Here is a 24,037-nt window from a genome sequence, read left to right on the forward strand (position 1 = left end):
GTATTAACAGACAGTTAAAACTTAAATTCGGCACCCAGGTACGCGTGGACTTCGTTGCTCACGTCACTGGCCACTAACGTATCGACCTTGGCGGTGGCGCTCCAGTTTTTGCTCAGGGTAGCATTCAGCCCTACGCCGATGCTGCCACCGTTAAGGTTCTGGCCATTGAAGTTGTAGTCCGACGTATGGAAATGCGTATCTTCGGAGAAGCGCCCGACGTAGGCCGTTTCGATATACGGCCGTAATGTCTGGCCGCTTTTCAAGGTGATAGTTTTACCCGCTTTCACGCCCGCACCGGCGAAACCGCTGCTGTATTTGCCGCTGGAAACCTGGCTGTAACCGTCGTTATAGGCATCGGTTTTCGTCTGGCTGTAACCTAAAACGCCGTACGGCTGAACCCACCAGTCATTCGCCAGATTAATCTGCGCACCGACGCGCGCCTGCCATAACCATGAATTACCGTCGTAATCGCCACCGGCATGGGTATTGCCGTCTTTGCCGGAAGCGGAGTAGGTCATATCGCCGTAAGTCGCGGTGGTATCAGCAAACAGGTGCCAGTTTTTGCCTTCCGCCTGATGTTGCGTCCAGCCGGCATACAGGCTGTAGTAATTACCGTCGATGTCATTGCTGCCGTTGCTGCTGGTGACATCCAGGTTGTTATGCAGATAACCCAGACCCGCCCCGACGGTGACCGCATCACCGTTAGAAAGCGCCCATGAAGTATCAGCGCCCAACTGGAAGCCGGAAATTTCGTTACTGTATTGTGTGGTGCCCGCTTTACGGTCGCCACCGGAATAAATGCCGTCCATCCAGACATTATTGCCTGACGCCTGTGGACCGTTTTCACCCATATGACGGGCGTCCAGATGCTGGGTCACGCTGTTGGCGATGCGGTGGATCATATCGTCACTGGCTAACAGACCAGCCTGTGCAGCCTGCAAATCCGCAGCAACTTTCGGTTCAGGTGTAGGTGCAGGTGTTGGAACTGGAGCTGGATCCGGGGCTGGCACCGGTGTCGGGTCTGGCGTTGGATCCGGAGTTGGAGTCGGAGTTGGATCAGGATCGGGAACAGGCGTTGGGTCAGGAACAGGGTCTGGGATAGGGTCAGTGCTAAACGCGATGCTGTAATAACCTTTATCCGTCAGTCCTTGTTTGCTGCTTTCATCGGTGACCTGATAATTAATGTGGTCCAGAATGTAAGAGCCGCTGCGCACAGAATCCACAACGGAATTCGCGCCGACTTTGTTGGCGATCGTGACGTCTTCACCGTCGTTGAAGAAGAAGTAGGAGGATTTGCCGGTATTCACCAGTGACGGGTCGACATAATTAATATTGGCATTCACCTGGTTAAAACCGGTAATGCGCTGGGAGCTGTCGATATCTTCCCCACCGATAACCCCGCCGCCGTTAACGTTCAACGTTAACGAATCGTCAGCCGCGTTATCGTGAGAGGTGATATTCCCTCGATAAGCGGTGTTGGCGATATTCACCGTGGTGTTTGTCACATCACCGGCTTTATCTGCGGCACTGTCAACATTGATATTGCCGTTGAGTTGGGCATCATCAATGTTCAGCAACATATTGGAACCCATCAGGTCGGCGTTGCCATTCACCACAGTGCCTTCTGTCAGGTTAATTACTGAGTTGCCTTTGTTAAATTCTTCTGCACCAACTGAACCATTAATCTGGCTGTTTGCAATATCGAGTTCCGTGGTGCCTGATGCACCACTTTGATTTGAAGCGGTGGTCGCTAAAACCATATATTTCTGGTCATCACTTCCCGGCGAACCGATCTGGCTGTCTGAAATTTTTATTTGGGCTGTTGCGCCAGTAGCGGTGTTCGAGACGTACATTTGTGCTGCATTCGAGAGCCGTGAATTATTTATATTAAGCGAGCTGTCATTTTGTGCAGATATTTGAACCGAAGACGTTTCATCAGGTGAAGTGGAATCGATATTGTCGAGTGAGACTGATGCGGAGCCATAAAGTGACTGAACATTAAGCTGATCGTCAAAGGTGCTGTTTTTGATATCGGTATTTGAGTCACCATTTTGGACATCATATAACCCCCCGTCAAAATGACTGTTGTCGGCGTAAAGCGACAGGTTAGCATTGGCGTTGATCGACACTTTATTGCTGAAGTGCGACCCGTCGAGGTTTGCTTGTCCGGGAGCATCACCATGTTGCACAACATCTAAAGAGTCAAAACCGCTTTCTGTTTCAAAATCGCTGTCGGTGATATTGACGTTTGTCGTAGTGCCGTTAACCGAAACGCTTCTTCCCTGTAGTTGCAGATTATCAGCGTTAAATGTTGCTGAACCACTACTATTGGCCTCAACAACAATGGAAGATGATGTCGATTTTGTATTATCGGTAACGTGGGTATTTGTCAGGTCAACGTCGGTATTACCGCCGGTTGAGGTGGCATTAATCGTATTATTAAATGTGGTGCCGTCTGCATTTAATTGCAGATTGTCGGGGCCAGAGTAAATAACAGAATCGTTGACAGTTTCATTGCCATAATTCAAAGGTTGTGTTTGAGCATGAGCGCCATTTGCGATAGCCAGAGAGATTAAAGAAGCCAGGATTAACCTTTTAGATTGGTACGAATAACGTGTTGATTTTTTCATTGCGTTAATTATTCCTTCACGAATGCATTATCCATACGTTGTTCAGCGATGGATTAAGTTCGATTAATGACTGAAATTGAATTGCGCACGTTTTCGCTTTCTTAAACAGGTTGAAGCGGTATTGGCGCTAAAATTAAATCCCACATTCGCTGAGGGATTTCATGGCGTCAGAATAGCCATTTTCTCTTTTCAATTCCCGTCCACTATTGGATAGCAATGAATGCTAAAAAATAGCCATGGATTATTGAAAATCAGCATTCCATTGATGTGGTTTATGTTTTTGATGGATTCAGCGAGCGGATAAATTCGGTTTTATGGGATACGTCGGGAAATAAATTTTCTGTCGTCATATTCAGAGAGCGGTGGAATTTAGCGGAGAATATCTTTCGATACTCTCCGCTCATTAACGCGGGATACTGAGGGAGGGCTTTGCTGTTGTTACTTAACCGACATACCTGCTTGTGCACCGCTATCCGGGCTTAACAGGAAGATATCTTTCCCGCCAGGACCTGCCGCCATCACCATCCCTTCAGAGATGCCGAAGCGCATTTTACGCGGTGCCAGGTTTGCCACCATAATGGTCAAACGGCCAACCAGCGCCGCAGGATCTGGATAGGCCGAACGGATACCAGAAAACACGTTACGTTTCTCGCCGCCAAGATCCAGCGTCAGGCGCAGCAGTTTGTCAGAACCTTCAACAAATTCTGCATTTTCAATCAGCGCAACTCGCAGATCCACTTTGGCGAAATCATCAAAGGCGATGGTTTCAGCAATCGGGTCATCAGCCAGTGGGCCAGTAACAGGCGCGCTTGTAGCTTTCACTTCTTCTTTCGACGCTTCAACCAGTGCTTCAACCTGTTTCATGTCAATGCGGTTATACAGCGCTTTGAAGGTGTTCACTTTATGGTCCAGCAGCGGGGTGTTGATGCTGTCCCAGGTCAGTTCACAGTTCAGGAAGGCTTCAGCACGTTCAGTCAGCGTCGGCAGAACCGGCTTCAGCCAGGTCATCAGTACGCGGAACAGGTTAATGCCCATGGTGCAGATGGCTTGCAGGTCGGCATCACGGCCTTCTTGTTTTGCCACAACCCACGGTGCTTGCTCATCCACATAACGGTTTGCAACATCGGCAAGCGCCATGATTTCACGGATTGCGCGACCGAACTCACGGCTTTCCCAGGCTTCGCCAATGGTTTGCGCGGCGTCGGTAAAGGTTTTGTACAATGCAGGATCGGCAATTTCTGCAGAAAGCTGGCCGTCAAAACGCTTGGCGATGAAGCCCGCGTTGCGCGATGCCAGGTTAACCACTTTGTTGACGATGTCGCTGTTCACGCGCTGCACGAAATCTTCCAGATTCAGGTCGATATCGTCGATGCGTGAAGACAGTTTTGCGGTGTAGTAGTAACGCAGGCTGTCGGCGTCAAAATGGTTCAACCAGGTGCTGGCTTTAATGAATGTACCGCGCGATTTAGACATTTTCGCGCCGTTCACCATCACATAACCGTGGACAAACAGGTTGGTTGGCTTGCGGAAACCGCTGCCTTCCAGCATGGCTGGCCAGAACAGGCTGTGGAAGTAAACGATGTCTTTACCGATGAAGTGATACAGCTCAGTCGTGGAGTCTTTCTTCCAGTATTCGTCAAAGCTCTCGGTATCGCCGCGTTTGTCGCACAGGTTTTTGAATGAACCCATGTAACCGATTGGCGCATCCAGCCAGACGTAGAAATATTTACCCGGCGCATCAGGGATTTCAAAGCCGAAGTACGGCGCATCGCGGGAGATATCCCACTGTTGCAGGCCAGACTCGAACCACTCCTGCATTTTGTTCGCCACTTGCTCTTGCAGCGCGCCAGAACGCGTCCAGGCTTGCAGCATTTCGCTAAACGATGGCAAATCAAAGAAGAAGTGCTCGGAATCACGCATTTCAGGCGTTGCGCCAGAGACGACTGACTTCGGTTCGATAAGCTCGGTTGGGCTGTAAGTTGCGCCACAGACTTCGCAGTTATCGCCGTATTGGTCTGGTGCTTTACATTTCGGGCAGGTGCCTTTAACGAAACGGTCTGGCAGGAACATGCCTTTTTCCGGATCGTAAAGCTGAGAAATAGTACGGTTTTTAATAAAACCATTCTCTTTCAAACGGCCATAAATCAGCGACGCCAGATCGCGGTTTTCATCGCTATGCGTGGAGTGGTAGTTATCATAGCTAATGTTAAAACCAGCAAAATCAGTCTGATGCTCCTGACTCATTTCGGCAATCATCTGCTCTGGAGTAATGCCTAACTGCTGTGCTTTCAGCATGATAGGTGTACCGTGTGCATCGTCTGCGCAGATGAAGTTAACCGTGTTTCCGCGCATTCGTTGGTAACGGACCCAGACATCAGCCTGAATGTGCTCCAGCATATGACCGAGGTGGATTGAGCCGTTAGCGTACGGCAGAGCGCACGTTACCAATAATTTTTTCGCGGTATGAGCCATAGTAGAAATTGCATCTTCTAAAGAGAAAAGGGCTTTGATGTTAACCGAAAGGCCGCCTCGTGGTAAACCACACAAGGCTATCAGCGAAATTTTATACCCTAAATAATTCGAGTTGCGTGCAAACGCAGCCAACGCACATGCAACTTGAAGTATGACGGGTATCTTCTGGTATGCTTAACACACTGCAATGTCCGACAAAAAAATAAGGAGTCGGGATGAACTCTCAATCCCAGGCAAGCAAATCCCCCGAGCAGCTACGCGCTATGGTCGCAGGGACACTGGCTAATTTTCAGCACCCAACCCTCAAACATAATCTGACCGCCTTAAAGGCCCTGCATCACGTTGCGATGCTCGATGACACTCTGCACGTCGAGTTGTTGATGCCGTTTGCCTGGCGCAGTGGTTTTGAGGCTTTGCAAGAGCAATGCAGCTCAGATTTATTGCGTATTACCGGTGCGAAAGCGGTGGACTGGAAGCTTAGCCACAATATCGCCACCTTAAAGCGCGTGAAAAACCATCCTGGCATTAACGGCGTGAAGAATATTATCGCCGTCAGTTCTGGCAAGGGCGGGGTCGGGAAGTCGAGTACTGCGGTGAATCTGGCGCTGGCGCTGATTGCCGAAGGGGCAAAAGTCGGGATTCTGGATGCGGATATTTATGGTCCATCCATTCCTACGATGCTGGGCGCAGAACACGAACGTCCAACCTCACCAGACGGCACGCACATGACGCCTATCATGGCGCACGGCCTGGCAACGAATTCCATTGGTTATTTGGTCACTGATGAAAATGCCATGGTGTGGCGCGGGCCGATGGCCAGCAAAGCGCTGATGCAAATGTTGCAGGAAACAATGTGGCCGGATCTCGATTATCTGGTACTGGATATGCCACCGGGTACAGGCGACATTCAGTTAACGCTTGCGCAAAACATCCCGGTAACCGGCGCTGTGGTTGTCACCACCCCGCAGGATATTGCGCTAATTGATGCACGCAAAGGCATTGTGATGTTTGAAAAAGTTGATGTGCCGGTACTGGGCATCGTTGAAAACATGAGCATGCACGTTTGTAGCAATTGCGGTCATCATGAAGCTATTTTTGGCACCGGTGGCGCGCAGAAACTGGCGGACCAGTACCACACCAAACTGCTTGGGCAGATGCCGCTGCACATTACGCTGCGTGAAGATCTTGATGCCGGTAAGCCGACCGTGGTCAGCCGCCCGGAAAGCGAATTCACTGCGGTTTATCGCCAACTGGCAGGAAGCGTTGCGTCCACGCTTTACTGGCAAGGTGAAGTGATTCCGGCGGATATTGCGTTTAGGGCTGTTTGATTTGGATTGCCCCTCATCCCGGCCTTCTCCCAGCGGGAGAAGGAGATAACAGAACTGCTCCTTCTCGCAGTACAGGAGATAACAGAACTGTTCCTTCTCTCAGTACAGAAAATAGCTAAACTGTTCCCTCTCTCAGTACAGAAGATAGCTAAACTATTCCCTCTCCTGCGGGAGAGGGCCAGGGTGAGGGCGATTTACCCCCCAAACCCCATCAAATAATACTCCCCATCCTCGCTATCCCCACGCGATTCAACCAACCAGCCGTGGCGTTGATAAAATTCAAACGCAGACACGTTCTTCACCAGACATTTCAATGTTCCGTGGGCGACAAACTCTGCTTGAACCTTCTCCAGCAACGCTTTGCCGACTCGTTTCCCCTGGTGAGCGGGGGCCACATACAAGCTATGCAGGAAATCATCAACAACCCACACCGAGGCAAACCCCAATAGTTCACCATCCTCTTCTGCCACCCAGATTTGCTCATCCTTCGTGACGCTATCGAAATCCTCTGGGCGCCATGCGCTGCTATCCAGCCATGTCCAGGCGTGTAGACGAGTTTGTAAATAGAGGTCGCGCAACGGCAGACGATCGTGTTCTTCAAAAGATCGAATCAACAAATTGCCTGTCTCCATGGTCAAAAATGCGATGAAATATCTGATTGTGAAATCCAAATCAAAAATTATTGAAACCCTTCAAAGAAAGTTATCACGCATCGTTGTATGTTACGCGCCCATTATTATTCAACGGCAGACGCAATGTACGAATTTAATCTGGTATTACTGCTGCTTCAGCAGATGTGCGTCTATCTGGTAATCGCCTGGTTGATGAGTAAAACGCGGCTGTTTATCCCGCTGATGCAGGTCACAGTCCGGTTACCTCACAAGCTATTGTGCTACGTCACATTCTCCATCTTCTGCATTATGGGCACCTATTTTGGCCTGCACATTGACGACTCCATCGCTAACACGCGCGCCATTGGAGCTGTTATGGGCGGATTGCTCGGTGGGCCGCTGGTTGGCGGGCTGGTCGGGCTTACGGGCGGGCTGCACCGTTATTCAATGGGCGGCATGACCGCATTGAGCTGCATGTTTTCAACCATTGTCGAAGGGTTGCTCGGCGGGTTGTTACACCGCTTACTCATTCGCCGTGGGCGAAGCGATTTGTTGTTTAATCCGCTGACAGCAGGCGGCATTACGCTGGTGGCAGAGATCTTCCAGATGGGCATTATTCTGCTGATTGCGCGCCCATTTGCTGACGCCCTGCATTTAGTGAAAAGTATTGCCGCGCCAATGGTCGTCACCAACACTGTGGGGGCCGCGCTATTCATGCGTATTTTGCTCGACAAACGTGCGATGCTTGAAAAGTACACCTCGGCATTTTCGGCTACGGCACTGAAGGTCGCCGCGTCCACCGAAGGGATTTTGCGCCAGGGTTTTAACCAGGAAAACAGCATGAAAGTGGCTCAGGTGCTGCATCATGAACTGGATATCGGCGCGGTCGCTATCACCGATAATGAAAAGCTGCTGGCGTTTACCGGTATCGGTGCGGATCACCATTTACCCGGCCGTCCTATTTCTTCTGATTACACCTGGCAGGCCATCGAGCGCGGCGAAGTGGTTTATGCCGATGGTAATGAATTGCCATATCGCTGCTCGTTGCATCCCCACTGCAAACTGGGTTCGACCCTGGTTATCCCGTTGTACGGCGAAAACAGCCGTGTGATTGGCACCATCAAGCTGTATGAAGCGAAAAACCGCCTGTTCAGTTCGATAAATCGCACCCTCGGTGAAGGCATCGCACAACTGTTATCCGCACAGATTTTAGCGGGACAGTATGAGCGGCAAAAACAGATGCTGACGCAGTCAGAAATCAAACTGCTGCACGCGCAGGTCAATCCGCATTTCTTATTTAACGCCCTGAATACGCTGGTGGCCGTTATCCGCCGGGATAATGAACAGGCGTGCCAGTTGGTGCAGTATCTCTCGACCTTCTTCCGTAAAAACTTAAAACGCCCGAGCGAGATAGTGACGCTTGCCGATGAAATCGAGCATGTGAACGCCTATCTGCAAATCGAACAGGCGCGTTTTCAGACCCGCTTAAAAGTGCAACTTAATGTGCCGCCGTCCCTGGCACAGATACGATTACCGGCTTTCACTTTGCAGCCCATTGTCGAAAACGCGATTAAACACGGCACTTCACAACTGCTTGGCGTCGGCGAAATCACGATTAACGCCTGCCAGGCGGGCGAATATTTGCATCTTTCTATTGAAGACAATGCCGGTTTATACCAACCAAACACCCAAGCCAGCGGGTTGGGCATGAGCCTGGTGGATAAGCGCCTGCGTGCCCGCTACGGCGATGACTGCGGTATTAAAGTGGATTTTGAGACCGACCGATTTACCCGCATTACCCTACGTTTACCTCTGGAGGAAACCCCATGTTAAAAGTGCTGATTGTCGACGACGAGCCGCTGGCGCGTGAAAACCTGCGCATCATGCTGCAAAACGAGCCTGACATTGAAATTGTGGGGGAGTGTGGTAACGCGGTCGAGGCGATTGGCGCGGTGCATCGTTTGCACCCTGACGTGGTGTTTGCGGATATTCAGATGCCACGCATCAGCGGGCTTGAAATGGCGAGCATGCTTGATCCTGAGCAGCGGCCCTACATTGTGTTTCTTACGGCTTTCGACGAGTACGCGGTGCGGGCATTTGAAGAACACGCGTTTGACTATTTGCTTAAACCCATTGATAGCAAACGTCTGGAGAAAACGTTGCATCGCTTACGCCATGAACGTGTTGATCAGGACATGACGTTGCTGACGCCAAACCAGGAAGATCTCAAATTTATCCCTTGTACCGGGCAGAGCCGGATTTACCTGCTGCAAATGGACGACGTGATGTTTGCCAGTAGCCGTATGAGCGGCGTGTATGTTACCAACGCTCAGGGTGCTGAAGGGTTTACTGAGTTGACGTTGCGCACGCTGGAAAGCCGCACGCCGCTGGTGCGCTGTCATCGGCAATATCTGGTGAATATGGCGCATCTCAAAGAGATCCGCTTTGAAGAGGGTGGCCAGGCAGAATTGATGCTGCGCGACGGACAGTTCGTTCCGGTCAGCCGTCGTTATTTAAAGAGTTTGAAAGAGGCGCTGGGGCTGAAAGCGGTGTAGTTTTTATCCAGTAGTTGCCCTATACTTGTACCGTAAATAGCACAAGTGGAGTGGTTATGCAGGTTATTACATTTTCAGAAGCACGCAATCGACTCAAAACCGTTCTTGATGAAGTCGTGGATAATGCCGACATTACGGTTATCACGCGCCGGGATGCAGAAGACGCCGTGGTGATGTCACTGGATTACTACAATTCCTTGATGGAAACAGTTCATTTGCTAAGCTCGCCGGCGAATGCAACGCGCCTGATGGAATCAATGGCCCAGGTCCAGGCAGGAAAAATCTCACGGAGAGAGATTATCGATGAAGACGACGAATAGGTTACTCACATGGACAGATCACGCCTGGGATGATTATCTCTGGTGGCAAATGCAGGATAAAAAAACGTTAAAACGTATTAATAAACTTATTGAAGATGCCAGGCGCTCACCATTTGAAGGCCTGGGGAAACCGGAACCTTTACGTGAAAACCTGAGTGGTCTGTGGTCCCGGCGCATAAATGATGCAGATCGTCTGGTCTATAGCGTCAGCGACGAAGACCTCACTATTTTTCAATGCCGTCTTCATTACTAAATCTGCGCACGGCTTCAGAACGCTATATACTCCCCGCTTTCAAGATTTAGAACGAGAGAATCACCACTATGATGAATAACGACGTATTACGCAGCGTGCGCTACATGCTGAATTTGGGCAATGACGATATGGTGAAGATCTTCGCCCTGACTGACACCGCCGTGACTGCTGAGCAGATCGTCACCTGGACGAAAAAAGAAGACGAAGAGAACTTCAAACTTTGCCCGGACATTCTGATGGCAAACTTCCTTAACGGTTTGATTTACTTCAAACGCGGTAAGGATGAAAGCAAGCCAGCACCAAAAATTGAACGCAAGATGACCAATAACATCATCCTGAAAAAGCTGCGTATTGCGTTTGATTTGAAAACTGATGACGTACTTGAAATTCTGACGACTCAAGAATTCCGCATCTCAATGCCAGAAATCACCGCGATGATGCGCGCACCTGAGAACAAAAACTTCCGCGAGTGTGGCGACCAGTTCCTGCGTTACTTCCTGCGTGGGTTAACGGCTCGTGTTCACGTTGAGAAAAAACCAAAGTGATCGTTGGGCGGGTAAGCGCAATGCGCAGCCCGCCATAAATCATCCCCGCGCTTCGTTTTTCCTCTTCACGATATCCGCCATCACCGCCAGGGCAATTTCTGCCGGTGTCTTGCTGCCCAACGGCAAACCAATCGGCGCGTGAATGCGTTGCAGCTGAGTCGGGTTTAATTCCGCAATGTTCTGCAAACGTTCCAGCCTGCGCGCACTGTTCTTCTGCGACCCCATCGCGCCAATGTAAAACGCGGGCGTATTCACCGCTTCCATCATCGTCAGATCATCCATACGTGGATCGTGCGTGAGCGCGACAATCGCCGTGTTGGCGTGGCAAGCGTGCTGTTCGAGATAGTTCGCCGGAAATTGTTTGAGCAGCGTAATGTCAGATTTTAGAGAGGCGGCGAAATTCTCGAGTGCCTCCGGGCGATTCTCGCAAACCAACACTTCGAAACCCAACGAACTGGCAAACTCAGCGCAGTACAATGCCACGCTCGACAACCCGGCAATCAGCAGGCGCGGGGCGGCGGCAACGTGCACTGTAATCTGTTGCCCGTGGCGTTCTACCTGAGTGATATCGGCAAATTCGGTGACTTCAAGATGGCGGCAAGGGTCGGGAAGGGTGAGACATTTTTGCAATGCAAAATGGCCCGCCAGTGCGTCAGCCATTTTTTCGAGATACCGCACATTACCGACTGTGGCTGGCAGATATTCAACCAGAATATCCAGAACGCCACCGCACGGCAGCGCGATACCCGGTTCCAGCCCGCCTTCGCCATAACGCACAATCTGGCTGGCTTGCTGATACTCACCCTGGGCAATACGCTGCAAAAAATCCTCTTCCACGCAGCCACCGGAAAGCGAGCCGCAAAAACGCCCATCGGCGGTTGCAACCATCAATGCGCCAGGTGAACGGGGCGATGAACCGTAGGTATTCAAGACCGTACAAAGCCAGACTGGTTGTTCGGCAAGCCAGGCGCAAGCCTTGCGAATCACACTGATATCAAGATGCTGCATGATTTTTCTCATTCTGTTGAGTCAGCTGTGAAGGAAGGTCGATGTCACGCTGTGATTCGACATCGCTAACATTGATGAAATGCATGTTTTCACCGCGTAGTAACTCACGCGCGCCATTATCGCCGGTTAACTGACAAAGCTTGCTAAACCAGACGTGGGAAAACCCCACCGGATGGCCCGGCTGCGCGTTTGTGCAAGGGCGCACCAACAGGTGAAACGCCAGAGCCTGCGCCACCTCGACAAAGACCGCAGGCGCGACAAACGGCATATCCGCCAGATGAACCAACCAGCCATCCCAGTGTGGCGTTGCGCTAACACCTGCGGCAATTGACTCACCTAAGCCGCTGCTCTCGATAAGCGTAACGGGAACCTGTTGCGCGCTGCACAACGCTTGAATTTGAATGTTTTCCGGGCGAGTCACCACATGAACCGCAAGATCTGAGGCCCGCGCATGGCGCAACGTTTGCGCAAACACGCTGTCATCGTTGAGCAACGCATCGAGTTTGTTGCCTTTTCCACCCGCTTTTCGATAGCGTTCTGCACGCCCAGCGGCGGCGATGATAATGCCCGGCTTCATTTCAATTTTCCGAATTTCATTTTCGACTATTTGATCGCTTCATGTTTTTTTTATGAAAATGAGATGTTAATTCTTACATGATTTACCTTAAATGCATATACTTATAATCACTACGGAGATGTATTGAAAACACTCCAACCAGTTCAAAAAAAAGACAATAATAATTTTTAACGGGATGTTTTATGAGCAATTTCAATCCATCACGGCGCCTGTTTATTAAGCGCGCTGTGGTCGCAGGGGTCGCAGTCTATCTTGCTCCTCTTTATAGCCGAGCCTATGCCGCGCTATTCGAACAAAAAATCCTCCAGTCTCCAGAGTGGGATGCTAAAAACAAACGCGTCCGCTTCCGCATTGATGGCCGCTCGAAAGTCATGGGGCAGAAAGTCTTTGCGCGTGATATCCGTGCTGTCGATATGCCGCACTGGCCGCAAAAACAAGCGCACGCCTTTATTTTGCGCACCACCAAAGCGGACAGATTATTCAGCGGCATTGATCTCTCCTTACTCGGGGATGACCTGAAACCTGACCGTCTGGTGACTGCTGAAGATTTGGCGCGTGATGGCCTGGCGTTCCCGGCGTTTTACGGTGAAGACATGCTGCTGCCAACCGGCAAAACCCCGGCTTATCTCGGCCAGGCCGTCGCTATTCTGATTTACCATGATTTTGCCCGCTTCCGTTTTGCCAAAGACAAACTGAAATTCAAAGACGAAGTTATCCAGTACGGCGCTGAAACCGGGCCGCTTGAGCGCGATCCGTGGGGAACCTTCCGCTTTGTGCGTGTCGGCGGCGCAACTTCTCAGGACGACGACAAATTCTCCAGCCTGAAAGATATGCCGATTTTCCCTGCATCAATGAGAAAGCATTTGCCGGTCTGGCCAGAAGGGCGTGAAGGCGGCAAGCTGGATGAAGAAGGCATGTATTACGCGGGCATGATCGCCGACGAGCTGAAGAGCCCGCCGGAAGACTGGCTGGTCATGTCACGTCGTTACACCACTCAATCTATTGATACCGCGGCCCTTGAGCCAGATAACGCCAACGGCTGGTTTGATGAATCCACGCAAACTCTGCATCTGGTGGCGCCAACGCAGTCCCCGCAGGAAGTTGCTGAAAACATGCCGCCAATGTTGGCAAAACGCACTCAGCCGGTAAAACAGCTGATACTGCATCCGTGTTACACCGTTGGTTATGGTTCCAAAGACCATTACAACTTCCCGTATTACGGCGCGGTGGCGGCGATGTATGGCGACGGGCATCCGGTGCGCCTGGCCAACGACCGTTACGAGCAGTTCCAGAGCTCGCTCAAGCGTCACGCCTTTGACATGAATTACACCATCGCGGTGAACAAAAAGACCGGCATCATGCAGTCGTTCCTGGGTGACATGACGGCCAACGGGGGCGGGCGCAGCAACTTTACGCCGTCTGTCGCGATGGTCGGCGCAACGGCTGCGCAATCCATTTATTACTTCCCGAAAAGTGATTTGTCGGCGGTGGGTGTGGCTTCTCGTGCCATTGATGCCGGTTCCGCTCGCGGCTACGGCACGTTGCAAAGTATGGCGGCCACCGAAATGATGGTCGATGAACTTGCTGCTGAACTGAATATCGACCCGATTGAATTCCGCATGCGCAACGCGCTGAAATCAGGCATGAAAAACACTCAGGGTGCAATCCCTGCGGGGGCGATTCGTGTAGATGAAGTGCTGGCAAAAGCCGCAAAACATGACATGTGGCTGAAGCGTGCTGAACGTAAAGCTGAATTTGAAATGAAAAACCCTGGCAAACGCTTTGGTGTGGGCTTCGGTTGCGTGCAAAAAGACTTTGGTACAGGGGCAGAAACCTCGTTTGCGCGGGTGGAAGTCAGCGCTGAAGGCCGTATTAGTTTACATCACAGCGGCGCAGAAATGGGCACCGGGATGTCAACGTCGCAAGCGGTATTGTGTGCGCAGTGGTTGGGTAAACCGGCTGACGAATCGCATTTCTCAGTGACCGACTGGACATCACTCCCGGTAGTCACCAGCGGTGATCCGTACATTATGTCGCAGGAAGAACAAGACAAACTGGCGGCTAATCCTTCCTGGTCACCGTCTTATTGCTCGCCTTCCAGCGCCAGTAACTCCGCCTATTACTTCTCTCATAGCACGCGCGAAGCAGCACGTTTGGTGTTTGAACACGGCTTGTGGCCTGCGGCGATGTCTATCTGGACCACCGGTATTGGCGGCGGTCAGGCTGCACCATTAGTTGTGCGCATCGAAGACGCCCGTTGGGTTGAAGGCGGGTTAACCGCTGCCGGAATGGAAATTTTAAGCCTCGAGCTGTTGGCGAAAAAAGCACACGAAATGGGCCTGATGACGGGGGCTGTCGTGCACGTGTTTAACCGCTGGCAGTGGGCTGAAGCTGACTTCATGCTCAACCAACAAAGCAAACGCCTGCCGATTGATGCCCTGGCGGTGCGTAACGGCAGCAGCGAATTCACCCCGCTTGCGCGCACCAACGTGTATTACCCACCAACGCAGCGTAATAACGCATCGGTAACCTATTACAGCGCCGTCGGCACGCTGGCCGAAGTGGCAGTGAGCCTGGCGACTGGCGAAGTCGAACTGTTGAATCACCACTCCATTATGGAGTGCGGCAACTTAATCGTACCGGAACTGGTGTCCGGGCAGTTGCAGGGCGGGCTGGCGATGGGTATCGGCCACGCGCTACACGAATATTTACCTCTGTATGAAGACGGACCAGGTAACGGCACATGGAACTTCAACCGTTATCACATGCCGCGTGCCAGTGACGTTGCTGTCTGGAAACAGACGGGCGATGTGCTGCCTGCGCTTTCGGAAACCGACCCGCCAAAAGGTATGGCTGAAGTCGTCATGATCCCGGTCGTCGCCGCGTTGGTTAACGCGATTGCTGACGCCACCGGCCACCGTTTCCGTGATTTGCCCGTCCGTGCTGAAAATATTCGTGAGGTATTACCATGAGCATCAAAACTAAACCAATGACCCTGACCATCAACAACAAACCTTACGGCCCGATTGATGTGCCCGAAGGGTTGATGATGATCGATTTCCTGCACGAATATGTCTATTTGACCGGCTCACGTCTGGGTTGCGGGCAGGGCATTTGCCACGCGTGTGTGGCGATTGTTGATAACCCAAGCGGCACCAGCGAAGAAGTGCGTACCTGTATCACGGGTGCCCATTTCTTTAACGGCAAAAAAGTCCGTACCGTTGAAGGCCACGCCAAAGTCGATGAGCAGGGCGAAGTCGTTGAACTCTCGCCGATTCAACAATCGTTCCTCGACCATTACAGCTTCCAGTGCGGTTATTGCACACCGGGCTTTGTGAATGCCGCGACGATTTTCGTCGAAAAACTCAAGCGCGAACCTATCGAACGTGACCAACTGGAAGAGGCGATTTCAACCGCGCTGGAAAACCACATCTGCCGCTGTACCGGATACGTGCGTTACTACGAAGCCGTGCGCGACGTGGTGCTGAAAACGCCGGGGCTGGTGAAGGAGGCGGTGAAATGAAAAAGCGTCTCGCGCTCATTGTTCTGGCGATTATCGTCATTATCGTAGCGATTCTTTATTGGCGGGAATACCGCACGTACGATGGTCCGGTACAGAAAGTGACGGCAAGCCCTGCGCAAATCGAGCGGGGTAGTTATCTTGCGAAAGCCGCTGACTGCGCGGCTTGTCACACCGCTTCTGGCGGCGCACCGCTGGCGGGCGGCTTTCCTCTGGAATCCCCTTACGGCACCATTTACGGCAGCAACCTGACGCCTTCTGCGGATTACGGTATTGGCCGCTGGACGAAAGATGATTTCTATAAAGCGCTGACCGAAGGCGTGACCCCAACCGGGCGTCATCTGTTCCCGGCGATGCCTTACACCTCATATAAAAACATCTCGCGTCAGGATTCCGACGATATTTATGCTTACATGATGACGCGCCCAGCCGTTGATGTGGCGACGCCAGATAACGAAATGAGCTTCCCGTTCAACCAGCGTATCGCGCTGATTGGCTGGAATATCTTGTTCCATAGCAAGGATCCACTACCGGCGATTTCAGCCGGTAATTCAGCTGACTGGCATCGTGGCCGTTATCTGGCCGATGTGCTTGGGCACTGTGGCGAATGCCATACCGAGCGCGGATTGCTCGGCCAAATGAAGCTGGATAAAGCGATGCAGGGTGGTGAGTTAGGGCGCTTTATGGCACCGGATATTACGCCAAAAGCGTTAGCCCAACGTGGCTGGACGCCGCAGGATGTGCAGCAATTCCTCAGCACCGGTTTTGCGCCACAAGGCAGCGCATTTAGCGAAATGCACATGGTGGTTGACCTCAGTACGCAGCACCTGACGCCTGCCGATCAAAAAGCGATGGCGACGTATCTGATGGGTGAAGCGCCTCCGGCTGCGGTTCCGGCACCATTGGGCAAAGGAAACGAAGCAGGGCGCATGACTTATCTCGACCAGTGCGCCGGTTGCCACGCGCGTGAAGGCGAGGGCAAGCCGCACGTCGCGGTTTCGATGCTTAACAATGCGACGCTGCGCCAGCCTGATGCCAAAAACCTGATCGTCTCGGTGCTTGACGGCCTGCCTGCGCAGAATTTCCCGAACGGGGAAAGCATGCAAAGTATGCCAGGCTTCGGCTCCCGTCTGAACGACGAGCAAGTTGCCGAACTGGTGAACTACCTGCGTGTGACCTGGGGTGGATTGCCTGGTGATGTGACGGCTGAACAGGTGAAGGCACTGCGTTCGGAGAAATAAAGGAAGGGTGTTCCGGTCTTCTCCTTCTCCTGGGGGAGAAGGTTGGGATGAGGGCGATCCGATGCTAAAGACAGCCCTCACCCTAACCCTCTCCCTCAGGAGAGGGAACAGTCAGGAATTATCCTCCCCAAAACCACTCACTCCCCAAATCTAACCGCTTAACTCGTGATTTGACCGCTCACTCAAACGCCCGTCTATTGCGTCTCAAACCTATGCCAGCATATCCATGATCTTTTTATCTATGGCACTGGAGTGGGTTATGCAACACGCACTAACTTTTGTTATCGCGACCCTGTGTATTCTGGCTATCTGCTATCGCCTTTACGGGGTGTTTTTCGTCCGTAAAGTCTTGAATGCTGATGACTCAGAAATCACACCGTCACATATTCTTGAGGACGGCAAAGATTACGTCCCGACCAAAAAATGGGTTAACTTCGGCAGCCACTTTGCCGCCATTGCAGCCGCAGGCCCGCTGGTTGGCCCGGTTCTGGCAGCACAATACGGTTATTTGCCGAGCTTCCTGTGGCTATTAATTGGCTGCGTGGTTGGCGGTGCGGTACACGATACCGTGGTACTTTTCGCCTCAATGAAACACCGCGGTAAGTCACTCTCAGAAGTGGCAAAAGCGGAGCTTGGGCCAGTGGCTGGCTGGTGTACAGGCCTTGCGATGCTGTTCATCATCACCATTACCATGGCGGGTTTGTCGATGGTGGTGGTTCACGCGCTGGAACGTAACCCGTGGGGCACATTCGCGGTGTTTATGACCATCCCTGTGGCGATTTGCGTCGGTCTGTGGGAGCGTTTCACCGGCAGCATGCGTGGTGCCACCTGGGTCGGCATTATCGTCATTTTCGGCTGCGTGATTGCAGGGCCCTATATTCAGGAGTCTGCATTCGGTGAATGGCTGAGCTTCCGCGCTTCTACGGTTAGCCTGGTACTGCCGTTCTATGCGTTCTTTGCCACCGCGCTGCCGGTGTGGATGCTGCTAACGCCGCGTGGATACCTCTCCAGCTTTATGAAAATTGGCGTCTTCGGTGCGCTGGTGATTGGCGTGGTGTTCATTAACCCGGAAATCCAGTTCCCGGCAGTGACCCAGTTTATCCATGGTAACGGCCCCGTGCTGGCAGGCCCAGTTTGGCCATTTATCTCTATCACCATTGCTTGTGGTGCAATCTCTGGTTTCCATGCGTTTATCGGTTCCGGCACTACGCCGAAGCAAATCGATAAATGGAACGATATTCTGCCGGTTGCATTCGGTGCGATGCTTGCTGAATGCGTCGTGGGTGTGATGGCATTAATCGCGGCGACAGCACTGCATCCAGCGGATTACTTCGCCATTAACGCGACGCCTGAAGTCTTTGCGGGCCTTGGCATGGACGTGGTCAATCTGCCACAGCTTAGCGAGTCTATCGGCCTGGATTTATACGGACGTACCGGTGGGGCAGTCACCCTGGCGGTAGGTATGGCTGATATCTTCACGCGTATCCCATGGTTTAGCCATTTAGCTTCTTACTTCTTCCAGTTCGTCATCATGTTCGAAGCGGTGTTTATCCTGACCGCAGTGGATTCTGGTACTCGCGTTGCGCGCTATTTGCTGCAAGATTTCCTCGGCGATATCTGGGCTCCACTGAAACGCACCAACTGGATGCCTGGCGCAATTGGGTGCAGCATCGTGGCCTGTGTGCTGTGGGGTTACCTGTTGAACTCCGGCGATATCAACTCCGTGTGGGCGCTGTTTGGGGTATCTAACCAACTGATGGCTTCCATCGGCCTGATGATCGGGACAACCATTATTCTGCGCATGTCAGAAAAACGCTGGTATGCACTGACCTGCCTGGTCCCGCTGGCGTATCTGTATGTGACGGTAAACTATGCCGCGTACTGGATGGTTAAAAACGTCTACTTCAATAGCGCAGCTAAAGGTTTCAACATCTTCAACGGTACGATTTCGATTGTGATGGTCGCGCTTGGGCTGGTGATTATGGTTGCGTCGATTCAACGCTGGTTTGTGTTGTGGCGTGCTCGCGGTAACGACGAGCCGATTGAATTGTTGTCGTAATTTGAGACGTGCTAAAAGCCGGTCCTCCGTGACCGGTTTTTTTTATTGGCAGGCTTTCATTTCTGCGTTGGTCAAATCTGGGCGACTGCAATCCAGGTCGCGACCCGATGGGCCTTTGGTGGCTGAGGCCTGGTTGGCTGGCGTGATCTCACCGTGAGCACGGTTTTTACCGGTCCAGCTTACTGATGGAGTGCCGTCTGGCATGATGGCGATAGACAACACCACACCCTGGCCTGTGGCTTCATAGAAGTTGTCATTGATTTTCTTAAGCTTCATCTCTTTACCGTTCAGATACACCGGGCCGTTCTGATCGATATGCACATCGCCTGGGTGACCTTTGCCGTTAAACAGCGGTAGTGCAGCACTGGCGGAAAAGGCGACAAAACCCAGAACCAGCGCGATTGTTTTCAGTTTGTTCATCATTAACTCTCTTATCGTTATCTTTCCCAAACCTCACCGTAGTGACGATGAGATGTGGGCTATTACAGGGGCGAGATAATGCTGCCGTGTGACTGGACTGATATTGACTTATATCAAATCCGTGAATGAGTTGAATGGGTAAAAAGTCTTAAATAGTGGGATAGGTACAAATGGATTGTGCTGCTTTCAACCGTTCAGATTGAGAAGCCGCAACCCGTTTCGAGGATTGCGGCGAGTGTCTTACTCTTGAGTAGTGAGTTTACTTACGGGTTGTTCCAGGACCATTGTTTGTGTCTGGCTCAGGCTTATCTCCGCTGCGCGCAGCATTTTAAGGATCTCATAGAGCAGATCGCTACGCGTCGAGCTGACCATACGTGGGCTATTCACATAGCCGGTGACACTCAGCACAATCCCGCTTGGCCCCAGTTCTTTAAAGCTGACGGACGGCGGTGGGTTTTCCAGAATTGATTCATGCAACTTATAGGCTTCGAGCAGCAAATTGCGCACTTGCTCAGGATCGATATCGAGCGGGAAAGTCAGGGCGATGGTCGCTACACCTTGCGCATTACCCATCGTGGCGTTACGTACGTTCTGCGAAATAAGCTGTGAATTGGGCACAATCACCGTGGATTTATCACCTAACTGGATCTCAGTTGCACGCACGTTGATGCGGCGGATATCGCCTTCAACGCCGCTGATACTCACCAAATCACCCACTTTCACAGGGCGCTCGGTTAACAGAATCAGCCCGGAGATAAAGTTCTTCACAATCTCCTGTAAACCAAAACCGATACCAACTGACAAGGCGCTGACTATCCAGGCCAGTTTGTTCCATTCAATGCCGAGCATCGACAGCGTCAGCATGATAATCAGCACGTAGCCGACGTTGGTAAACAGCGTTACCAGCGAGGCACGCAGGCCGCGATCCATATTGGTTTTTGGCAGGAAATCGTTATCCAACCAGCGGCGCGTGGAACGCAATACATACCAGCCGATAACCAGGCACAACACCGAATTGACTGCGTGAGCAGGGATAATATTCATCCCTTCGAGGCCTTTCCCGCCCCACATTTCCGCAATTTTGATGAGCAATTCCATCGGCGTTGTGGTGCCGAAGGTGCCATTAAGCAGCGCAACGGCGGCCATTAACAACAGACTGGTTTTCCCCAACGCGGAGAACAACGTCGCTGCAAGGGAAAGATGGCGGTCATTCAGGCTCAGCGTGCTTTTGAGGATTTTCCCGGTATGGGTGGCAGGTGAAAAGACCGTTTCACAGAGATCCACCACGAAATGAATCAGCAGATACAGGCTGCAAACAACCAGGCCAATCCACAGCAATTCGAACGTGACGAAGCGCGCCAGCGGAATGTAGCCAATCAGCAATGCCAGCAAGATAACGAATGCGGTCAGGCTGATGACCAGATGGATCAGACCGGCAACCGTGGAGCGAGCCTCGGTTTGCTCGCCCTCGGCACTCATTTTTCGGCGAATCCTGTTGACCCGAATCGGGGCAATCAGGCAATTGAGCGCCACCAGTAAAGCGGCCAGACCGTTGCCAAAAAGCGTGGCGGCAATACTCGCACCGACCAACGCATTAAGCTGTTCGATGATGCCAAAAATAAAGATGAAGGTCGCCAGCAAAATCGGGAACGAGGAGAGCGTTTTCGCAAGCGGGTCTGCAATGCCAGGCAGACGCCAGGACGGATGGCTATTCGACAGTAACGCGATACCCATACCGGCAATCACCGCTGAGAAATAGGTGAGCTCGACCAGTTGGTCGGCAAACTCCATCACCCATTGCGAGGTGTCGGGCAGGCGGGTAAAGGTGTAACACAACAACTGCATGCAGATACCCAGCGTTAACGTGGTGCTTAACGTGGTAAAGCAGGCGAGGAAACTGCGTCGAAAACGTCCTTGCGGCAGCCAGCGAGGTAATACCCAATTCAATGGCTTGTCCATTGCGCGGCGGCCAAATAACCCAATACCTAACGCCAGCAGCAGATAAATCGTGCTTCCCACGCGCCAGTCTTCACTCCAGGCCTGATGCCAGGCATCGTTGACTTGTGTTCCGAATTCGTCGAATCGCGCCGCATCTTTATCGCTTGGGTCAAATACCGGCGACCAGAAGCTCTCGCCCAGAATACTGCCGGTGTTCAGTGCGATTTGCGTCTTTAACGCGTCACGACGCAGCCCGGCAATTTGTGATGAAAGGTTTTGCGCACCCACGACAATGGCTTTCGCTTGCTCTATTTGCATCGTGAGCAACGCTTTGTTGCTGTTCAATTGTTTGCGCTGACTGATGACCTGCGGTGTTTCCGTCAATGTACCCGGTGCCGGAGCAGGGCCCAGTACATCCAGCTGCGCCTGAACCTGCGCTAACTGCGGGGCTAAAGATACGGAAAGTTTATCCGCTTCAGCGACCAGTTTTTGCGCGTCGTCATTAAGGAGGGTGAACTGTTTGTCAGCTTTAGCCGCTGAGACTCGCTGCTTGAGCGAATCCAGGCGCTTTTGCAGTGCAGGCAGTGCTGTGCTGGCGTTAACCTTAACCGGTTCTTCAGTGGCAGATTGCCCAGTAGCCTCCTCCGCCTGAGACAGGAGGGGGGTCATCAACAAACAAGACAACAATGCCAGCAACAACAGCGGCACTCTTAATGGTTTACGCATCGTACGCATAGAAAAATAATTCCGGGATTTCGAAAAAAATGAAATAAAGGACAATCGGCTAGGATACCTGTAATTTTCCGGATTCCAACCAGGGTTAGTCTGTATATGTGGTTTTGCAGCCGTTATGACGTATATATCCTATAGCCGGGGCTTATGGTTGGAATGGATGCATCGCGCAAGGAGGGCGAAGACACTCGCGGTTTACAGCGCGCCACGCAGGCTTTATTCTGATGGCCGATTAATCACAAGTTTTGATTAATCAATGACTCGGGGTGCCCTTCCTTGTGAAGGCTGAGAAATACCCGTACCACCTGATCTGGATAATGCCAGCGTAGTCTGGCTGACATCCATTGAAAATCAAAAGAAATTATTAGCATTAACGTCCTGTTTTGATAGTTCATTACTCAATGAGGCTTTCAGAATGGGTCACAGAACCATACGTCACACCATCACACGCAACGGGATTTATTACGTTCGTTTCCGCCTACCTGGTAATAAATATTTTCGTAAGTCACTGGAGACTGACAGCCACAGCCAGGCGAATTTGCTGATGTCTTTTGCTTCCCCTGTTATTCCTCTGGTTCAGTGTGGAGCCATCCACCCAGATCAGTTTGGTAATCGTCTTTCCGAGTACGGCAACCACTTAAAGCAACAAAATGAAAACTGGCTAACCCAGCAATTTTTCAATGATGACTTCCGTAAACCCCAACCGCTGGTTATGCAGGAATACCGAAAGGTGGTTGCCCCTGTCATCGTTACAAAGCTTGAAGAACAAACCGAACGAAAAGAAGTGTTAACACTGGCTGGCGCGTGGAACATGTACAAAAGGGAGAAGGCCCAAAATTGGACGAAGGCTATCTCACAGGCTAATGAGCGTTTTATGGAGGTAATGTTGATTGTCTTGGGGGCATCAACAGATGTAACGACGATTACCAAACAAGACATCAAGCAGGTAATGGAAGTTGTTGAAAACTTGCCAAAGCGTGTCGTTCAACCGTACCGCTCCATGACTATTCAGCAACTGATCGAATGTGATGATGCACCGCCTGATGAATTGGTGGGCGCTGAGGCCATCCACAAACATCTGAAGATTTACAAATCTCTGTTCAAAACCTTCCTGACCGATAACAAAGAAATTTTGGCTAAGTCGCCAACTGATGGCGTGATCGCTGCACCTTCGAAAGCCAGGTTTGGTGCGTACAGCACAGCAGAAATGAAAAAGTTTGTTGGGTGGGCGATAAAACAACCTGACGGTTGGCAGAAATGGATCACTCTGTTATTGGCATATACGGGAGCCAGAAGGGGCGAGATCGCCAAATTGGAGAAGTCACAAATCAAATATGACGAGGACAGCCAACGACATTATCTTTTGATCGCGGAGGGAGGACAGGGAAAAACTGAGAATGCGACACGGCAGGTAGCGATCCATCCAAAACTGATAGAGTGGGGCTTCATTGATTTTGTTAACCGACAGTGGAAAGAGAAAATCTTCTCGCCTGTGTCGGGTAAGAACATGCCGAAGATCGGTAAAGTTTTAGCTGATGTTCGTGATCAGCTTGATATCCCGTATCTTGATGATTATGGACAACGACGCTTAGTGCATTCATTCAGACATACGATGATCTCTACCTGCTTGGGCGGTTGGGTTGGTAATCTTGCACATTTGCAACAGGTGGTTGGTCATGAGAAAAGCGGGGCGGGTATTACTAGACGCTATCTTCATACGTTCCCAATAACGGCTGTTTGCTATGTGATTGATGGACTGCACTGGGAATAATTGCAATTCTGATGAGGTCGCCCAAAGGTTCCGCTTATTGTCTTACCACCAACGGGG

Annotated in this window: 18 protein-coding genes; 11 read left to right on the plus strand and 7 right to left on the minus strand. The window is 51.6% G+C overall.

Annotation, left to right across the window (positions count from 1 at the left end; genetic code table 11):
• Positions 1 to 14 precede the first annotated feature (14 nt).
• Together RHD99_RS07655 and metG are read right to left on the minus strand one after the other, a co-directional pair.
• Positions 15 to 2,630 (minus strand): autotransporter outer membrane beta-barrel domain-containing protein, encoded by a 2,616-nt coding sequence (locus tag RHD99_RS07655; RefSeq protein WP_309878225.1) that lies wholly within the window; start codon positions 2,628 to 2,630, stop codon positions 15 to 17.
• A gap of 438 nt (positions 2,631 to 3,068) precedes the next feature.
• Entirely contained in the window at positions 3,069 to 5,102 is a 2,034-nt protein-coding gene (metG, locus tag RHD99_RS07660) for a methionine--tRNA ligase (protein ID WP_309878226.1), read from the minus strand.
• 215 nt (positions 5,103 to 5,317) lie between these two features.
• On the opposite strand from metG, the gene apbC reads away from it, so the two are divergent.
• Positions 5,318 to 6,430 (plus strand): iron-sulfur cluster carrier protein ApbC, encoded by a 1,113-nt coding sequence (gene apbC, locus RHD99_RS07665; protein ID WP_183269891.1) that lies wholly within the window; start codon positions 5,318 to 5,320, stop codon positions 6,428 to 6,430.
• A 194-nt stretch (positions 6,431 to 6,624) separates the two neighbouring features.
• Here apbC and RHD99_RS07670 read toward each other — a convergent pair whose 3' ends face one another.
• Positions 6,625 to 7,047, minus strand: coding sequence for a GNAT family N-acetyltransferase (locus RHD99_RS07670; protein ID WP_309878227.1), 423 nt, complete (start codon positions 7,045 to 7,047; stop codon positions 6,625 to 6,627).
• A 138-nt stretch (positions 7,048 to 7,185) separates the two neighbouring features.
• Between RHD99_RS07670 and RHD99_RS07675 the strand changes: the two genes are divergently transcribed.
• The 5 genes from RHD99_RS07675 to RHD99_RS07695 all read left to right on the plus strand — a co-directional run bounded on the left by RHD99_RS07675 (position 7,186) and on the right by RHD99_RS07695 (position 10,714).
• Positions 7,186 to 8,874: a LytS/YhcK type 5TM receptor domain-containing protein gene (locus tag RHD99_RS07675; protein WP_309878228.1), complete on the plus strand. Its 1,689-nt coding sequence runs from the start codon at positions 7,186 to 7,188 to the stop codon at positions 8,872 to 8,874.
• Positions 8,868 to 9,596 carry a two-component system response regulator BtsR gene (gene btsR / locus RHD99_RS07680; protein WP_183269888.1) on the plus strand — a complete coding sequence of 243 codons (729 nt, stop codon included), beginning with the start codon at positions 8,868 to 8,870 and terminating at the stop codon, positions 9,594 to 9,596. Before RHD99_RS07675 ends, btsR begins: the two co-directional genes overlap by 7 nt.
• Before the next feature lie 56 nt (positions 9,597 to 9,652).
• Entirely contained in the window at positions 9,653 to 9,916 is a 264-nt protein-coding gene (locus tag RHD99_RS07685; protein ID WP_183269887.1) for a type II toxin-antitoxin system Phd/YefM family antitoxin, read from the plus strand.
• Entirely contained in the window at positions 9,900 to 10,169 is a 270-nt protein-coding gene (locus tag RHD99_RS07690; protein WP_309878230.1) for a Txe/YoeB family addiction module toxin, read from the plus strand. Before RHD99_RS07685 ends, RHD99_RS07690 begins: the two co-directional genes overlap by 17 nt.
• Positions 10,170 to 10,237: 68 nt before the next feature.
• Positions 10,238 to 10,714: a YehS family protein gene (locus RHD99_RS07695; RefSeq protein WP_183269885.1), complete on the plus strand. Its 477-nt coding sequence runs from the start codon at positions 10,238 to 10,240 to the stop codon at positions 10,712 to 10,714.
• A 39-nt stretch (positions 10,715 to 10,753) separates the two neighbouring features.
• On the opposite strand, the gene RHD99_RS07700 is transcribed toward RHD99_RS07695, so the two are convergent.
• Together RHD99_RS07700 and RHD99_RS07705 are read right to left on the minus strand one after the other, a co-directional pair.
• Complete coding sequence (locus RHD99_RS07700) at positions 10,754 to 11,722, minus strand: XdhC family protein (RefSeq protein ID WP_309878231.1); 969 nt, start codon at positions 11,720 to 11,722, stop codon at positions 10,754 to 10,756.
• Entirely contained in the window at positions 11,709 to 12,299 is a 591-nt protein-coding gene (locus RHD99_RS07705; protein ID WP_309878232.1) for a nucleotidyltransferase family protein, read from the minus strand. Before RHD99_RS07705 ends, RHD99_RS07700 begins: the two co-directional genes overlap by 14 nt.
• A gap of 182 nt (positions 12,300 to 12,481) precedes the next feature.
• Between RHD99_RS07705 and RHD99_RS07710 the strand changes: the two genes are divergently transcribed.
• The 4 genes from RHD99_RS07710 to RHD99_RS07725 all read left to right on the plus strand — a co-directional run bounded on the left by RHD99_RS07710 (position 12,482) and on the right by RHD99_RS07725 (position 19,119).
• Complete coding sequence (locus tag RHD99_RS07710) at positions 12,482 to 15,271, plus strand: xanthine dehydrogenase family protein molybdopterin-binding subunit (protein WP_309878234.1); 2,790 nt, start codon at positions 12,482 to 12,484, stop codon at positions 15,269 to 15,271.
• Positions 15,268 to 15,822, plus strand: a complete 555-nt coding sequence (locus RHD99_RS07715) for a (2Fe-2S)-binding protein (RefSeq protein ID WP_309878236.1) — start codon at positions 15,268 to 15,270, stop codon at positions 15,820 to 15,822. Before RHD99_RS07710 ends, RHD99_RS07715 begins: the two co-directional genes overlap by 4 nt.
• On the plus strand, positions 15,819 to 17,060 hold the full coding sequence (locus tag RHD99_RS07720; RefSeq protein ID WP_309878238.1) for a c-type cytochrome: 1,242 nt from the start codon (positions 15,819 to 15,821) through the stop codon (positions 17,058 to 17,060). Before RHD99_RS07715 ends, RHD99_RS07720 begins: the two co-directional genes overlap by 4 nt.
• A 259-nt stretch (positions 17,061 to 17,319) precedes the next feature.
• The gene (locus tag RHD99_RS07725; RefSeq protein ID WP_183269880.1) at positions 17,320 to 19,119 is read left to right on the plus strand and encodes a carbon starvation CstA family protein; all 1,800 of its coding nucleotides are present in this window, start codon (positions 17,320 to 17,322) and stop codon (positions 19,117 to 19,119) included.
• Between the two features lie 42 nt (positions 19,120 to 19,161).
• Here RHD99_RS07725 and RHD99_RS07730 read toward each other — a convergent pair whose 3' ends face one another.
• Together RHD99_RS07730 and RHD99_RS07735 are read right to left on the minus strand one after the other, a co-directional pair.
• Entirely contained in the window at positions 19,162 to 19,542 is a 381-nt protein-coding gene (locus RHD99_RS07730; RefSeq protein ID WP_309878239.1) for a hypothetical protein, read from the minus strand.
• A gap of 237 nt (positions 19,543 to 19,779) precedes the next feature.
• Positions 19,780 to 22,203, minus strand: a complete 2,424-nt coding sequence (locus RHD99_RS07735) for a DUF3772 domain-containing protein (protein WP_309879101.1) — start codon at positions 22,201 to 22,203, stop codon at positions 19,780 to 19,782.
• 421 nt (positions 22,204 to 22,624) lie between these two features.
• Between RHD99_RS07735 and RHD99_RS07740 the strand changes: the two genes are divergently transcribed.
• Positions 22,625 to 23,980, plus strand: a complete 1,356-nt coding sequence (locus tag RHD99_RS07740) for an integrase (protein WP_309878240.1) — start codon at positions 22,625 to 22,627, stop codon at positions 23,978 to 23,980.
• Positions 23,981 to 24,037 lie beyond the last annotated feature (57 nt).

The organism is Buttiauxella selenatireducens, assembly GCF_031432975.1.
Lineage (GTDB): Bacteria > Pseudomonadota > Gammaproteobacteria > Enterobacterales > Enterobacteriaceae > Buttiauxella > Buttiauxella selenatireducens.